General features: G+C 41.5%; 15 protein-coding genes. 9 read left to right on the top strand and 6 right to left on the bottom strand.

The features are described 5' to 3' along the window. Positions 1 to 3: 3 nt before the first annotated feature. Complete coding sequence (locus C5749_RS14040) at positions 4 to 666, bottom strand: PH domain-containing protein (RefSeq protein ID WP_105726776.1); 663 nt, start codon at positions 664 to 666, stop codon at positions 4 to 6. Positions 667 to 672: 6 nt separating this feature from the next. After that, a complete protein-coding gene (gene rsmI / locus C5749_RS14035; RefSeq protein ID WP_105726775.1) occupies positions 673 to 1,338 on the bottom strand; it encodes a 16S rRNA (cytidine(1402)-2'-O)-methyltransferase in 666 nt (221 codons plus the stop codon). A gap of 560 nt (positions 1,339 to 1,898) precedes the next feature. Here rsmI and serS point away from each other — a divergent pair. The 3 genes from serS to C5749_RS14020 all read left to right on the top strand — a co-directional run bounded on the left by serS (position 1,899) and on the right by C5749_RS14020 (position 6,023). Further along, the gene (gene serS / locus C5749_RS14030) at positions 1,899 to 3,170 is read left to right on the top strand and encodes a serine--tRNA ligase (protein WP_105726774.1); all 1,272 of its coding nucleotides are present in this window, start codon (positions 1,899 to 1,901) and stop codon (positions 3,168 to 3,170) included. 642 nt (positions 3,171 to 3,812) lie between these two features. Next, entirely contained in the window at positions 3,813 to 4,442 is a 630-nt protein-coding gene (locus C5749_RS14025) for a fibronectin type III domain-containing protein (RefSeq protein WP_105726773.1), read from the top strand. 444 nt (positions 4,443 to 4,886) lie between these two features. Beyond that, the gene (locus C5749_RS14020) at positions 4,887 to 6,023 is read left to right on the top strand and encodes a cysteine desulfurase family protein (protein WP_105726772.1); all 1,137 of its coding nucleotides are present in this window, start codon (positions 4,887 to 4,889) and stop codon (positions 6,021 to 6,023) included. A gap of 12 nt (positions 6,024 to 6,035) precedes the next feature. Here C5749_RS14020 and C5749_RS14015 read toward each other — a convergent pair whose 3' ends face one another. Then, positions 6,036 to 6,389, bottom strand: a complete 354-nt coding sequence (locus C5749_RS14015; RefSeq protein ID WP_181151427.1) for a copper resistance protein NlpE — start codon at positions 6,387 to 6,389, stop codon at positions 6,036 to 6,038. Between the two features lie 134 nt (positions 6,390 to 6,523). Next, on the bottom strand, positions 6,524 to 6,862 hold the full coding sequence (locus tag C5749_RS14010; RefSeq protein ID WP_105726770.1) for a tetratricopeptide repeat protein: 339 nt from the start codon (positions 6,860 to 6,862) through the stop codon (positions 6,524 to 6,526). Positions 6,863 to 7,011: 149 nt separating this feature from the next. Here C5749_RS14010 and C5749_RS14005 point away from each other — a divergent pair, with 149 nt between their 5' ends. The 5 genes from C5749_RS14005 (at position 7,012) to C5749_RS13985 (ending at position 12,253) form a co-directional block, all read left to right on the top strand. Then, a complete protein-coding gene (locus C5749_RS14005; protein WP_105726769.1) occupies positions 7,012 to 7,749 on the top strand; it encodes an electron transfer flavoprotein subunit beta/FixA family protein in 738 nt (245 codons plus the stop codon). 21 nt (positions 7,750 to 7,770) lie between these two features. Further along, positions 7,771 to 8,745, top strand: a complete 975-nt coding sequence (locus tag C5749_RS14000) for an electron transfer flavoprotein subunit alpha/FixB family protein (protein WP_105726768.1) — start codon at positions 7,771 to 7,773, stop codon at positions 8,743 to 8,745. 108 nt (positions 8,746 to 8,853) lie between these two features. Continuing rightward, on the top strand, positions 8,854 to 9,480 hold the full coding sequence (locus tag C5749_RS13995; protein WP_105726767.1) for a bifunctional nuclease family protein: 627 nt from the start codon (positions 8,854 to 8,856) through the stop codon (positions 9,478 to 9,480). A gap of 37 nt (positions 9,481 to 9,517) precedes the next feature. Further along, a complete protein-coding gene (locus C5749_RS13990) occupies positions 9,518 to 10,882 on the top strand; it encodes a nucleoside permease (RefSeq protein ID WP_105726766.1) in 1,365 nt (454 codons plus the stop codon). 36 nt (positions 10,883 to 10,918) lie between these two features. Next, positions 10,919 to 12,253 (top strand): mechanosensitive ion channel family protein, encoded by a 1,335-nt coding sequence (locus C5749_RS13985; protein ID WP_105726765.1) that lies wholly within the window; start codon positions 10,919 to 10,921, stop codon positions 12,251 to 12,253. A 205-nt stretch (positions 12,254 to 12,458) separates the two neighbouring features. Here the strand turns inward: C5749_RS13985 and C5749_RS13980 are convergent, their stop codons facing one another. Both C5749_RS13980 and C5749_RS13975 read right to left on the bottom strand, forming a co-directional pair. After that, positions 12,459 to 12,959, bottom strand: coding sequence for a hypothetical protein (locus tag C5749_RS13980; RefSeq protein ID WP_245893782.1), 501 nt, complete (start codon positions 12,957 to 12,959; stop codon positions 12,459 to 12,461). A gap of 89 nt (positions 12,960 to 13,048) precedes the next feature. Continuing rightward, positions 13,049 to 13,606, bottom strand: coding sequence for a C40 family peptidase (locus tag C5749_RS13975; RefSeq protein WP_105727060.1), 558 nt, complete (start codon positions 13,604 to 13,606; stop codon positions 13,049 to 13,051). A gap of 128 nt (positions 13,607 to 13,734) precedes the next feature. On the opposite strand from C5749_RS13975, the gene C5749_RS13970 reads away from it, so the two are divergent. Beyond that, positions 13,735 to 14,628 carry a DMT family transporter gene (locus C5749_RS13970; RefSeq protein WP_105726764.1) on the top strand — a complete coding sequence of 298 codons (894 nt, stop codon included), beginning with the start codon at positions 13,735 to 13,737 and terminating at the stop codon, positions 14,626 to 14,628. Positions 14,629 to 14,631: the final 3 nt, after the last annotated feature.

Here is a 14,631-nt window from a genome sequence, read left to right as displayed (position 1 = left end):
GAATTAGAGTTGTGATAAGAGTTCTGATTTTTTATGCTCGTATTCGGATTGCGTAATCAACTGTCGGTCATAAAGTGTTTTAAGCTTTTTTAGCTTTTGCGTAAGCTCATCGTCTTCTACAACGGATATACCGGGTTGTTCTGTTATTTCCTCCTCTTTGTGTTCTTCTGTTATTGGTGGTGAAGCTGGTTCATCAACGACAGGTTGGACCGGTAAGGTAAAATGCTCCATCGGTTTTTGTTCGCTAATAGCCGGAGTAGGCTCTTCGCTTTTTTGACCTGACGGATTTTCCAATGCTGTCTTGATCAGCTGGTACAATTTGCGCGCCTGCACCTTGGGAATATAATCGATAGTCAGGTTTTCCCCCGTAAATGGTATTACCGTTACTTTCGATCCGAAAATTTCTTCTTTAAAAGCAATATCCTTAATATCACTCCACGAAAAAATTTCAAAATTTGTGGCCAATCCCAGTTTGGTAAACTCGCAAAGGAAAATACGCTTGTTACTGATGGCAATGCTGTCTGGCAACAGTGTTACAGCAGGTTTCTTTTGCAGTGAGATATATTGTATAAACTCCCCTGTGGTCAGCATATCAAGTATTTTACCATGGATTCTTTCTACCACTTTGGCATCCTGTCCATCCTGAATAAATTTATCTATACTCATGTTTTATTATGTCTTTCCTGCTACACAAAATACGAATTCTCCTTTAATAGGGTGTTGTTCAAAATGTAATTTTAGCGTTGCAAGCGTCCCTCTAATTGTTTCTTCGTACAATTTACTAAGTTCCCGTGATATAGAAGCTTCTCTGTCTTCGCCGAAATATGTAGCAAACTCTGCTATGGTCTTGAGAATGCGATGAGGAGATTCATAAAAAATCATGGTTCGCTTCTCCTCGGCGAGTTGTGTTAAACGTGTTTGACGTCCTTTTTTAACCGGGAGAAATCCTTCAAAACAGAATCTGTCATTGGGTAATCCGGAGTTGACCAATGCAGGTACAAAAGCTGTAGCACCGGGTAGGCATTGCACTTCCAATCCCTCTTTAATCGCCTCTCTTACCAATAGAAAACCGGGGTCGGAGATGGCAGGTGTTCCGGCATCGGAGATTAATGCTACATGTTGCCCTTCTTTCAAAAACCGGATAATCTCGGCGACAGCCTTATGTTCGTTATGTTGGTGATGTGCAAATACTTTCTTCTCAATACCAAAATGTTTGAGAAGTGGAGCACTTGTACGGGTATCCTCCGCCAATATGATATCAACCTCTTTCAAAATACGTATTGCCCGAAAGGTCATATCTTCCAGATTACCAATAGGCGTAGGTACTAGATATAGCATGATCAAAAATAAGCATTAGTTATGAGTTATAAGTGATGAGTTATGAATTATATGTTGATAGGAGTAATCTCAGGTAGGCGTAATATGTATTTTGTAAAAAAATATCCCCCTCGGGGTGAGGGGGATTAATCTTCAAAATCTGTGAAGTCGTCGCCATCATACGCAAACTCCTGGAGATCTACGTAATGGTCTTGTTCGAAAATTTCTAAATCTTTTAACATGTTTACTATATTTTACACTACAAACATACTACAGTAGTGTGAACTCCTAATGATGCTTATATCAAATAATTGTTAATATAATTGATAATACTTCTAAAGTATAGAATATTTTTAATAAATGCAAGTGTTGTGTATTATAATTATAATATTGTGATCGTTTTATTGAAATTTTATTTAAAACGGAGGTTGGGGCTGTAGCATCCCCTTTTTTAATAATGGATGTCACATACGAGGTTCGTAAGCCCCCGTTGGTTGGTTTTTTGTTTCTTTTTTTCGGAAAAAAAAGAAAGACCAGTCAACACTTCTTATCTTTGTCCATCTTAAATTACTTATTCATTTATGTTACAGTTAAATTATATCCGTGAAAACAGGGATGCAGTAATCGAACGATTGGCGGTAAAGAATTTTAAAGATGTGGAATTGATTGACGAGGTGATTGCGCTGGACGAATCGCGTCGTAAAATTCAAAACGAGTCGGACGCCATTGCTGCAGAAGCCAATGCTGCCGCCAAGCAGATTGGAGACTTGATGCGCCAAGGAAAGAAAGAAGAAGCTGAAGCGGTGAAGTCAAAGTCGTCCGGATATAAAGAACAAGTAAAAGAGTTAACAGAAAAGTTGGCGGAAGTTGAGCAGACATTGCAGGACAAAATTGTGCAATTACCCAATTTACCCCATACATCTGTGCCGACGGGTGTCTCGGCTGACGACAATGAGGTAGTTTTGGAACACGGCGTTGTACCTACCTTAGCAGAGGAGGCACTATCACACTGGGAGCTGCTGAGCAAATACGATATCGTTGATCTGGAATTGGGCGTGAAAGTGACAGGAGCGGGATTTCCGGTGTATAAAGGAAAAGGTGCACGTTTGCAACGCGCATTAATTAATTTCTTTTTAGACCAAGCGGTGGAAGCCGGTTACAATGAAGTGCAGGTTCCGCTATTGGTGAACGAAGCTTCTGCTTTTGCGACTGGACAACTACCCGATAAAGAGGGGCAGATGTACCATGTTGGTGGTGATGATTTTTATCTGATCCCGACAGCGGAGGTGCCGGTGACTAACTTGTACCGGGATACCATTGTAAAAGAAGAGCAATTCCCCATTAAACACTGTGCATATACCCCTTGTTTTCGTCGCGAAGCAGGTTCGTATGGCGCGCATGTGCGTGGTTTAAATAGATTGCACCAGTTCGATAAAGTGGAAACCGTACAGCTCGTTCATCCGGATAAATCCTACGAAGTATTGGAAGAAATGAGTGCATATATCCAGGGATTATTGCAGCAATTGGAATTGCCGTATCGCGTATTGCGCTTGTGTGGGGGGGATATGAGCTTTACTTCCGCACTGACGTATGATATGGAGGTATTCAGTGCCGCCCAGCAGCGTTGGTTGGAGGTTTCCTCGGTATCGAACTTTGAAACATATCAATCCAATCGATTAAAAGTGCGTTTCAAAAATGAAAATGGCAAAATGCAATTCGCTCATACCTTAAATGGTTCGGCATTGGCATTACCGAGGATCGTAGCATCCATTCTGGAAAACAACCAAACCGAAAAAGGTATACGTATCCCTGCCGTCTTGGTTCCGTATACGGGTTTTGAATGGATTGATTAAATATTCTTAGCGACCCGCATACGCTACGTAACATGCGCGCAAAGTCGTCTGTCATTATACCAAAGACAGGCGACTTTGCGTTTGCGACAAGGGGATCTCCAACAAAATAGGCGGATGTATGTCATCGAACATGCTAAATTTAGGCTTTTCTAGCATGTTTTTGATATGGAGCCTTCTTTTTAAGACGCATTCCTTGTACAGAAAAGACGGATAGTGTGGGAAAACGATAATCACAGGGAAGAAAAATAGTATCCTCCATGGTTTTTATACTGAATCATATTGTTTTTAAAGTAAACTTGGGTGCCGTTAGGGTTAATTCAGGTTTCTTTAAAGGAATGTTACGTAGCGACATGTTCATGTAATAGGTGGTTATCACGAAGTTAGGCCAATGTTGGTTGATTTAATAGACCTTTGTTGTAAGCTGCTATAGCGCTGTATTCTTGTCGGCTGTCCTTGGATCAATGTCACTTGATTTTATTTTATCGAAACCTGGGTATAGCTTTTTGAAATAGTACTTCACGCTCATATCTACCGTATTGGTTTTTAAGTGGCCCCGGTCTATATACTTGTTTACTATGCGAGGAATTTTTATCTTTGAGTAAAGAGTTGCTAATCTTGCTTATACGCCCTAGCCATGCTTATATGAAATACATACGTGCAAAAGCTAATTTTTTCCGTTACGCCGACGAGAAGCTAGTCGTGACTGCTTCTTGGATTATTCGTTGTATGAAAGAATCCGATATTTTTGTCAATCCAACACCGACTATAAAGGAAATAGAGGAAGCTTATGCGGACTACCATCAAAAAGTAGTGGAATCGGTTGGCGGTAGTCGATTAGTGAAGGCACAAAAGCGGGAAAGCAAAAAGAAACTCAGTGATCTATTGCAGAAACTTGTATTTTATGTAAACGTTGTCAGTGACGGTGATCTGGCGAAACTATATAACTCGGGATTTCCCGTATTAGCAGGAAAACGTAGAGGGCAAGTCCCTGATATACCTGATTCTCCTTTTTTGACGGATGGAAGAAGGAGCGGGGAGGTTGTCTTTGGATTCCGGTCTGTCGGACGCGATATGCTGTATGATTATTGTTTCGCTACCGAAGTGGATGACAACAATATGCCCATTTGGGGAGAAGAGCAAACCACATCACGCTCTTTCAAAGCCTATCAAGATGGTTTTAAGCCGGGGGAATATATTTATTTTAGAGTTCGTGCCCGAAATAAGCATGGCTGTAGTCCTTGGACTGCGACAGTTATGTTTATGGTGAGGTAGTAAAATTAAAAGAACCAAAAAAATCGTCGCTTCAGATATTTGAGACAGTGGATAATGCTAAGAATGGATTTGTACAGACCTCAAATATCTGGATGCGACAGTCAAAGTTAAGGGAGGAGTAGTGCAATGCGAGTAGAACGCAACCAATTATGAATAGCAATTATGCAGAGTAAAATGGCCTTATATCGTTCTGCGTCCTTTTTTCTGCATGCTATTCCGTTAAGAACAAAATTTGTTTGAAGCGGAGCGAGTTTATTTTGTTTAGGAATAGAAAAAGAAAAATAACAGAACGATATTCAGTCTTGACTTTTTGTTTCTTTTTCGTCAAGGAAAAAGAAATGCAAGAAAGATTCTTATCTAGAAAAGAGAGGTAGAGAATTTGTCGAAAGAAATGGTTCTTTTTTGAGAAAAAAAAGAACATAAAAATTCCTTATTTTTGCCCCCATGCAAGTATATCTCGATAATGCCGCTACTACTCCATTAGATCCGGAAGTGATAAAAGTCATGACGGAGACCATGCAGGATCATTTTGGTAACCCCTCTTCTATCCATGCCCACGGTCGACGGGCAAGAACCGTAGTGGAAAAGGCAAGGAAAACGATAGCGAGCCTGTTAAAGGCGTCACCGTCTGAAATATTCTTTACTTCGGGAGGTACAGAAGCAGATAATATGGCTATCGTAAGATCAATCACTGACTTGGGGATTACGCACGCTATTACTTCACCTTTGGAACATCATGCAGTTTTGCATACACTGGAAGACCTGGCGCAACGCAGTATTATACAATTGGACTTTGTACGAGTAGACAAACGAGGACATGTGGATTTGGATCACTTACGGAACTTGTTATCACAGAACCCACGAACCTTTGTTTCCTTGATGCACGCTAACAATGAAATCGGCACGTTAACAGACATCTATACAGTTTCAGAAATATGCCAAGAGTTTAATGCTATCTTTCATTCGGATACCGTGCAGACCATGGGTCATTATGAGCACGACCTTTCTACTTTGCATGTCGATTTCCTTACAGGTGCCGCACATAAATTCCACGGTCCAAAAGGAGTGGGTTTTATTTACATTAACGGAAAAAACAAAATTCGTCCGCTTATTTATGGCGGAGCGCAAGAGCGTAATATGCGTGGTGGAACAGAGAATGTCTATGGCATTGTCGGATTGGCTAAAGCATTGGAACTGTGTTATCAAAACATGGAAGCCCATCGGGCTTATATCCAAGACCTGAAAGATTATATGTGTACGGAATTGCAAAAGAATATCCCAGAGATCACATTCAATGGTGATATTACAAGCGAGGGTTCGCTCTACACCGTCTTAAATGTATCGCTTCCGTGCGCGGAAATTGCGGATATGTTGCTCTTTAGTCTTGACATTGCGGGTATATCTGCCTCAGGAGGAAGTGCTTGCAGCTCGGGCTCCCAAATTGGCAGCCACGTACTCCAAGCGTTAGGGAGCGATCCAGAAAAACCATCTGTACGATTTTCATTCTGCAAATACAATACAAAAGAGGAGATTGATTTTGTGGTGAAAAAATTAAAAGAGATTTGCGAAGATCGCGGGTAAAAAGAAATGCAGTCAATTAACAAAACGGAGTATATAGCGCTCCGCTAATTCTCCCCTTATTTCTTTTCCGGACAAGTCTAGTTGCCGTAGCTGATCGGCCTCTACTTTATATTTGTAGTCCAACCCCTCCAAATCAAGTTCGCCATCCCTCAACTCCCAGGTACCGGTTTTTGAAAACGGCTCAGCACTTTTTCCCACGTATATATATTTTAAGGTATAGGCTTTATCGTTTGCCAATGTTAAAGATGTCATAATCGCATCACAATCCGTGCAGGGAAGGTTACCCTGATAGGTTCCTACCACCCTGCCCTCGGTTATCTTACCAACCTTATTATTTTCTATACTAGCGTTTGTTCGGCTATTCACACAGCCGATAATAAAAAAAAGCCCCAGCAACGAAAATATTCCATATATAAATATACAATAACGCATGACATCTGATTTGCTAAAGGACTGCAAAAAAGATACCACAAAACGCCTCTCCCACCTTATTTAACGTTTTAGTCGTCCCAGTCCTCGTCCGCTATTCCTATGGCCAGATTATAAGCCGTTAAAAGCTCATTATAAGCATGGCGGTTCCGTAGTCGTTGCGCTAATTCCATTCCCTCTTTATAGATTTCCAAAGCTTCTTCTTTCCTCCCCTCCCCTTCTAGGAACTTAGCAAAATGATAATATGTTCCGATATAGTCCGGGTGGTTTGCCCGCAGATCTCGAAAACCGGCGAGTGTGTTTTCATTATCGCCCATTTTTTTATATTCCATAGTTATGGCATATTTTAGGAAGGGGTCGTTAGGGCTATCTTTTAAAAACTGTTGTAATTCTTCTAGTCTGTTACGCATGATAAAAACAAAAGTAGGAAAGATATTCGAATCAAAATACTATGCTAGCATACAAAAATGACAATTTACTGACGGCTAATACAATTTGACATCTTGTTTTTAGTCATTGAAATTGATAGGTTTGTGTTAAGGCTAAAAAAGATACTCCAATGAAGATACTTGTATGTATAAGCAATGTACCCGATACAACATCCAAAATTACTTTTACGGATAATAATACGGCACTCAATACCACTGGAATCCAATACATTATCAACCCCTATGATGAGATTGCTTTGGCGAGGGCTGTTGAACTTGCCGGCAATGGTCAGGGTACTATAACGGTTATCCATGTTGGGGAAGCTGCGGCTGACCCTACTATCAGAAAAGCTTTAGCAATCGGCGCAGATGACGCCGTCCGCGTAGACGCACGTCCGCGCGATGCTTGGTTTGTCGCTAATCAAATCGCTTCTTACGCCAAAACACAGGACTTTGACCTGATTTTGACAGGACGCGAGTCCATAGATTTTAATGGTAGTCTCGTGCAGGGATATATAGCCGAACTGTTGAACATACCCTCTATATCGATTGCTAAAAAGCTAGACATCAATGATATGAGCGCGACGGTAGAACGTGAAATAGAGGGTGGTAAAGAAGTCGTGCAGGTTCCGTTACCTGTGGTGGTTGGGACAGCGGAAGGAGTGGCTGAACCCAAAATTCCGAATATGCGCGGAATTATGAGTGCTCGATCAAAACCGCTTGAAATTATAGCGGCCGTTGATGTACCTGCACTATCTCAAATAACCCACTATGACACGCCTCCTCCTCGGGGTAACGTCAAACTTGTTGACAAGGACGACATCGCGCAGCTGGTTGAGTTGTTGCACAGCGAGGCAAAAGTTATATAAACCTTCATTAAAGCGCTTATTATGGCAATCTTAGTATATATCGAAAACACAGCGGGAGCATTTAAAAAGTCTGGATACGAGGCGGTTTCCTATGCAAAAGCTATCGGAGACTTGACCGGTCAGCCCGTACACGCACTTAGTATCGGAAAGGTCGATCCTGTATCCTTACAGCATATCGGTCGTTATGGGGTAAGCAAAGTGGTAGAAGTGAATACCGAACAACTGCATCAATTCGTCAACCAAGCGTATGCCGCTGTTATCGCAGAGGTAGCAAAAAATATACAGGCAACAACCATCGTGCTGTCTAATTCCTTCAGCGGAAAAGGACTAGCTCCACGCGTTGCAGTTAAATTGGACGCCGCGCTTGCAGACGGCGCGATTACACTTCCCACGATCAAAGGTGATACTTGGGAAATTAAAAAGTCTGCATTCTCCGGCAAAGCTATCGCGACGCAGGAGCTCACGGCTCCTGTCAAAGTTATCGCTTTGACACCAAACACCATGGAGGCCACGGAAGCACAGACAACAGTCGAAATCGAAACCTTCCAACCATCGGTTTCAGCGACTGATTTATCTACGATAATCAAAGATATTGTGCAAGCCACAGACAAAATACCATTGCCTGAAGCCAATATTGTTGTATCTGCTGGCCGGGGTTTAAAGGGTCCTGAAAACTGGAGAATGATAGAGGAATTAGCCGACGTGTTGGGTGCGGCTACAGCTTGCTCTAAACCGGTATCCGACGCGGGTTGGCGCCCACATGAGGAACATGTAGGACAGACAGGGTTAGCGGTAAGTCCAAACTTATATATTGCTATTGGTATATCCGGGGCGATTCAGCACCTTGCTGGTGTTAGTTCATCTAAAACTATCGTTGTGATTAATAATGATCCCGAAGCACCTTTTTTTAAAGTTGCCGATTACGGCATCGTGGGGGATGCATTTGATATTGTCCCTAAACTCATCGATGCTTTCAAAGCATATAAGAATCACTAAACAAACAATTGAAACAAAGTGAAATGGTCGGGTTGTAATAGATTACACCCGATCATTTTTATTTTGTCCCGAATATTTACATATTTGTATATAGTTTAGGCATTAAGAATGAAGAAAATCAAATTAGATATCGTTGGGTTGTCGTACAGTCAAACACAATCTGGTGCTTACGCACTGGTTCTAGGGGAGATGGGGGGTAATCGACGGTTGCCTATTATCATTGGTGGATTCGAAGCGCAGGCTATTGCCGTAGAAATCGAAAAAATGCAGCCGAGCCGCCCCTTAACGCATGATCTCTTCAAAACTTTTGCTGACAATTTTCAAATCAATATTCAGGAAGTCCTAATATATAACCTCGTAGATGGCATTTTCTTCGCAAAGCTGGTCTGCTCTAACGGTGATAAAACTTTCGATATCGACTCTCGGACTTCCGATGCGGTTGCGTTAGCGGTACGTTTTAGTGCACCCATATATGTATACGATTTTATTATGGATGCGGCCGGTATTGTTATTGAAAGCAACGATTTCGCTTTTTTAGAGAATTTGGAGGGGCTCCCCAAAGAAAACACAATGACGAGTGCTGCATCAACCGAAAAAGAAAATGCGCCAACGTCACCCTATCGTACGATGAGCAACGAACAGCTTGAGATGAATCTTAAGAAAGCAATCGAAGCAGAACAGTATGAGACAGCGGCAAAAATACGAGACGAAATTGACAGACGAAAAAACGGGTAATTTAACTACGTAACTATCTAACGACATAAACGTTTTTATGCCTATTAAATTTCGGTTGACCATTGTAAGCTTCTTCCAATTTTTTGTTTGGGGAGCTTGGTTAATTACTATCGCCAATTATTGGTTTGGCACCAAAGAATGGGATGGCACCCAATTTGGCGCTATTTTTTCGACGATGGGTATCGCATCCATCTTTATGCCTACCCTGATGGGCATCCTAGCCGACCGGTGGATAAACGCAGAAAAACTATATAGCTTGTTACACGTGCTGTATGCATTGACACTTTTTTATCTTCCCCAGGTCGATAACCCGCAGACATTTTTCTATGTTATGCTATTGGCCATGTGCTTCTATATGCCCACACTCGCACTATCAAATTCCATTTCTTATACTACACTTGTGGCAAGCGGGTATGACGTGGTCAAGGTTTTCCCACCTATACGGGTATGGGGCACAATAGGTTTTATAGCTGCGATGTGGGCGGTGAATCTAACGGGTAACAAAGCGACAGCGTATCAGTTTTACATCGCTGGAATTGCTGCAATGGGATTAGGCCTCTACGCTTTGACGCTCCCTAAGTGTCCACCTAAATACCATCAATCCCAAGAGAAGCAATCGTGGGCGAAAATACTCGGACTAGATTCGTTTAAGCTGTTTGCAAACTACAAGATGGCTGTTTTTTTCATCTTCTGTATGTTTTTGGGAGGTGCTTTACAATTAACGAATGCTTATGGCGACGTATTTTTGGATGAATTCAAATTTTTCCCAAAATATGCCGATTCTTTCGCTATTAAGTATTCTACGCTCATCATGTCCATTTCACAAATTTCCGAAACGCTCTTCATCTTAGCTATTCCCTTTTTTTTGAAACGATTTGGCATCAAAACGGTGATGCTCATCGCCATGTGGGCGTGGGTAGCTCGATTTGGATTATTTGCATTCGGTGATCCTCAAGCGGGCTTATGGATGATTATCCTCTCTTGTATCGTGTATGGAATGGCATTTGATTTTTTCAACATTTCGGGATCTTTATTTGTGGAAAAGTCTACAATGGCGCATATCCGTAGCGCTGCACAAGGTCTCTTTATGATGATGACGAATGGTTTTGGAGCGATATTAGGCAGCTTAATCTCTGGCTGGATGATAGACCAATACTTTACACTACAATTTTCATCATTGGAAGCATTGGCAGCTTACCTCCAAACAGAAACTTCCAATAAAACTTTACTCGAATTTATATCGTCACGCAGGATATCAATACTACCTAACGGCCTGCTAAGTGAAAATGTGTTACTGAAGGATTGGCGTCATATATGGCTAGCTTTTGCCGGTTATACATTGATAGTCGCTATCTTGTTCAACTTTTTGTTCAAGCATAAACACGAGCGTTCAACAAGCTGATTTTCGCGCATTTTTCTGTACATTTGTTCGCTGAATATGAACAACGTAGACATGCTTGATATAACTTCAAAACAAACTGGTGCACTATATGATTGGACGTTAAACCTCATCGAGCAAACCGGATTATCGGATCGGTTGGCACATATCGTTACGTCCGCTGGTCTGCTTATTGTCGCTTTCTTGATACTCTATATCCTAGATATGGTCATCAGTGCTATCTTTAATACTATCCTCACCAAAATTATCACGAATACTAAAACGAAATGGGACGACCTTTTAATTCGGAACAAATCGCTGAATCACCTCAGTCATCTTATTTTGATTATTGTCGCCCAACAGATGATCCCTTTTATTTTTATAGGGTTTCCCAATTTCACGGCCGGTCTTAACAAATTCCTCAGTATCCTGGTCATACTTTCTTTCTATATGCTCATCAATAGCCTGTTAAAAACCGGACGGGATATCCTGCGTTTGTCAAAGGCATTTGTGGATAAACCGCTGGATAGCTACTTACAGGTTACACAGATATTTTTCATTTTTGTTATCGGCACGCTTATATTTTCTGTTTTGACCGGCAATTCACCGTGGCAATTTCTCGTTTCGCTCGGGGCGGCCTCCGCAATTTTGATGCTGGTGTTTAAGGACACCATTCTCGGCTTTGTAGCCAGTATACAGGTATCGGCTAATGATTCGGTACGTGTGGGAGATTGGATTGAAATGCCTAAATACGGAGTAGATGGTGATGTATTGGAAATTAACCTGAACAAGGTCAAGGTACAGAATTTTGACAAGACAGTTATTTCGGTGCCGACCTATACACTTCTCAGTGATGCCTTTAAAAATTACCGTGGCATGCAGGATTCGGGAGGTCGACGTATTAAACGCGCTATACACATTAAGATTTCCTCTATCCGATATCTTACCGATGATGAAATTGCAGTACTAAAAAAGATCCAACTGCTAGCACCTTATATTGCAACGCGAGAAGAAGAGATCCGGGCCTACAATCAACGCACTGGCGCGGATGACTCGATGTTGGTAAATGGTAGACGAATGACGAATGTGGGGCTATTTCGAGCGTATATCAGCGCCTATGCGAGACATAACCCAGATATTCATAAAGGGTTAACATTTATGGTACGTCAGCTGGCACCAAACGAGCATGGTTTGCCGCTCGAACTATATATGTTTACGAATGGTACCGAATGGGCATTCTTCGAAAATACGATGTCCGATTTATTTGATCATTTATTCGCCGCGATAAAATACTTTCACCTTGAAGTATTTGAGCTTCCGGCATCCGATGATTTACGCTATCTAATTTCAGAAGGAGATTTTATAGCAGCAAACAAAAAGGCAGCAGCGAAGTAGCAATTATCACATATATGAAAAGTAAAAAGGTTGCCCTTTCAATTGGACAACCTCTTGCTTTTTGGCATATTTCACAACAAGCCTTAACATAAACACTAACTAACCATTAATTAAACATTAATGACGAACAAAAATTACTCATCACAAAGGTCTAGTATTCATATGAAGTAATGATTAGCATTATGTTAAAAGAAATATTATATTTTTAACGCGCATTCGCGATATTTATCCGCTCCAAAACTGTCTCTATTGTCGTTTTAGCAGCATCCATCATTTTCTGATTTCCGGGATAATCCGCGTCCATTGTAACCGTTTTTCCTTTTTCCTTATACTTAAACTCAAGGATGTAACGCGGTACAACACGTTCTTTAATGGAATCCGTTCTTGGTGTTGTCATATCGTCTTCCACATTCCAAAACCCCATTTCCATTGCTTTTCGGTGTAGAAAAAGTAAATCATCACTCGTCAGCTTCAATTTCTTTTTGACGATTTCATTTTCGCGATTAAGGTATTGGTAATCTTGCGTTGCTGAATTGTAGCTATTCAGCATCGAATCCCGTGAACCATACTGGATAGCAACGTATTCAAAGTCTGAATACCGGAATGGTGCATTCTTTATCATATTGGAATAATAATAAACACAATAGATAAAAAACGAACCGATGATACATAGTCCCAAAAAGATGGTCTTCGCTCTTTTACTCATGACAAATCAATTTGTCGCAAAAATACACATTACCATGGAACTTAATATGAACAGGCCTGTCTTATTAGACTGATTTTGTAATTTAAATGTTAGATTTTCGGCGTACCGGCGCGTACAAAGTATTTGTAGTACCAACTGTCTTTAATATCGGAAATAATGACCCCTCTTCTCGTTGACACGTGCACGAATTTATTATTATGCAGATATACGCCGACGTGGTCTATGTTCCTTCCTCCGAAGGAAAAGAATACCAAATCACCTTCTCGTAACTGTTTTTCGTATTTCCTTTTCACTTGATCGCCCATATCTCGTGAAGTACGAGGTAAGTCTTTACCATACACTTCGCGGTACAAAATTCCGACAAAACCAGAACAGTCTATTCCAGATGGTTGCGCGCCGCCGAGGCGATGTGGACTCCCTAGCCATTTATCAATGAAAGCATAAAGCGATTTGTTATTCAACTCTCGGGCAGAAACACCGAGTATCGCAGCATAATTATCTATTCCAGAACCAGATAACGACTTATTTCGGGCGTCACTCGCATCTGTAGGAATAGTTCTACTGGTACTGGAGGTTCCGTGACGAGGATGGCTTCCGTAGCGTGTCTTTCTTCTGGATCCACAAGATGCCAATATCAAAACTGCCATAACCCACGATATCAGCGCGAGGTACTTATATGATCGGTACTGCATGCAACAAAAGTAAGCATCAATCATTATTTTAGCAATATTGCTATGTGCTGGAATTGCCCTGATTTTGTATCTTGCTCGCCAGAATGGACAGGGAACGAATAAAAGGTATTATTGCGGTTGTTTTAGGTGCTGCCAGTTTCGGCATATTATCGACCTTTGTTAAAAAAGCCTACGCCCAAGGCTTTACGTTGGGAGAGGTAACAGGGATTCAAGCGCTTTTCGGTATGTCGCTCTTATGGGGGCTCATCGCCATAATATCTATCGCGAAAAAAGGCTATTTTTCAAGATACCCTGCTGGTTCGCCCAAATGGCACATCATCGTCAGTGGGTTATCTACCGGCGCAGTCAGTATTTTATACTATAAAAGCGTACAGCTTGTTCCAGCCTCCTTAGCCATTATTCTTTTGATGCAATATATTTGGATTGGCCAACTGATCGAATTTATTTTCTTTAAAACACGACTCACGCGACGACATGCCATAGGTATCGCTGCCATCTTAGGAAGCACCATTCTTGCGACCGGTTTATTAGAGCATGACTTCAAATCGATTAGTGCTGTAGGTATTGGCTACGGGCTGCTCGCAGCTACTGCCTATGCCCTATTTATTATCGTCAGTGGGCGTGTTGGCAATGACCACTCACCCCTTCAAAAAAGCGCCTACATGATTGTCGGGGCTTTTCTCTTAGTATTTATTCTGTTGCAACCATTTACCCTTTTTACCACATCGGTTTTTTCTTCCTTGTGGCGTTATGGATTGTTGCTTTCCTTTTTCGGGACAGTCCTCCCCCCGCTCTTATTCTCATACGGAATCCCAAAAACAGGTGTATCGCTCGGAAATATCCTGAGTTACATTGAATTACCTGTCGCGGTATGTATGTCCTACGTCGTATTAAAGGAACACGTGTCGATAGGGCAATTTATAGGCGTAGCCGGTATATTGGTGGTGGTTATTATGCTTAATGTCCGCAAGCGCTAAGCA

Source organism: Sphingobacterium gobiense, from assembly GCF_002980575.1.
GTDB lineage: Bacteria > Bacteroidota > Bacteroidia > Sphingobacteriales > Sphingobacteriaceae > Sphingobacterium > Sphingobacterium gobiense.
Note: the sequence above shows the minus strand (reverse complement) of the source record. Positions and strands in the feature narration are given on the sequence as shown.

Bases quoted from the DNA above. Each gene is read 5' to 3' on its own strand.
- C5749_RS13980 (WP_245893782.1), bottom strand. From the start codon at position 12,959: ATGAGTAAAAGAGCGAAGACCATCTTTTTGGGACTATGTATCATCGGT.
- C5749_RS14000 (WP_105726768.1), top strand. From the start codon at position 7,771: ATGGCAATCTTAGTATATATCGAAAACACAGCGGGAGCATTTAAAAAG.
- C5749_RS13985 (WP_105726765.1), top strand. From the start codon at position 10,919: ATGAACAACGTAGACATGCTTGATATAACTTCAAAACAAACTGGTGCA.
- C5749_RS13990 (WP_105726766.1), top strand. From the start codon at position 9,518: ATGCCTATTAAATTTCGGTTGACCATTGTAAGCTTCTTCCAATTTTTT.
- C5749_RS14010 (WP_105726770.1), bottom strand. From the start codon at position 6,862: ATGCGTAACAGACTAGAAGAATTACAACAGTTTTTAAAAGATAGCCCT.
- C5749_RS13970 (WP_105726764.1), top strand. From the start codon at position 13,735: ATGGACAGGGAACGAATAAAAGGTATTATTGCGGTTGTTTTAGGTGCT.
- C5749_RS14005 (WP_105726769.1), top strand. From the start codon at position 7,012: ATGAAGATACTTGTATGTATAAGCAATGTACCCGATACAACATCCAAA.
- C5749_RS13975 (WP_105727060.1), bottom strand. From the start codon at position 13,606: ATGGCAGTTTTGATATTGGCATCTTGTGGATCCAGAAGAAAGACACGC.
- C5749_RS14025 (WP_105726773.1), top strand. From the start codon at position 3,813: ATGAAATACATACGTGCAAAAGCTAATTTTTTCCGTTACGCCGACGAG.
- C5749_RS14020 (WP_105726772.1), top strand. From the start codon at position 4,887: ATGCAAGTATATCTCGATAATGCCGCTACTACTCCATTAGATCCGGAA.
- C5749_RS13995 (WP_105726767.1), top strand. From the start codon at position 8,854: ATGAAGAAAATCAAATTAGATATCGTTGGGTTGTCGTACAGTCAAACA.
- serS (WP_105726774.1), top strand. From the start codon at position 1,899: ATGTTACAGTTAAATTATATCCGTGAAAACAGGGATGCAGTAATCGAA.
- rsmI (WP_105726775.1), bottom strand. From the start codon at position 1,338: ATGCTATATCTAGTACCTACGCCTATTGGTAATCTGGAAGATATGACC.
- C5749_RS14040 (WP_105726776.1), bottom strand. From the start codon at position 666: ATGAGTATAGATAAATTTATTCAGGATGGACAGGATGCCAAAGTGGTA.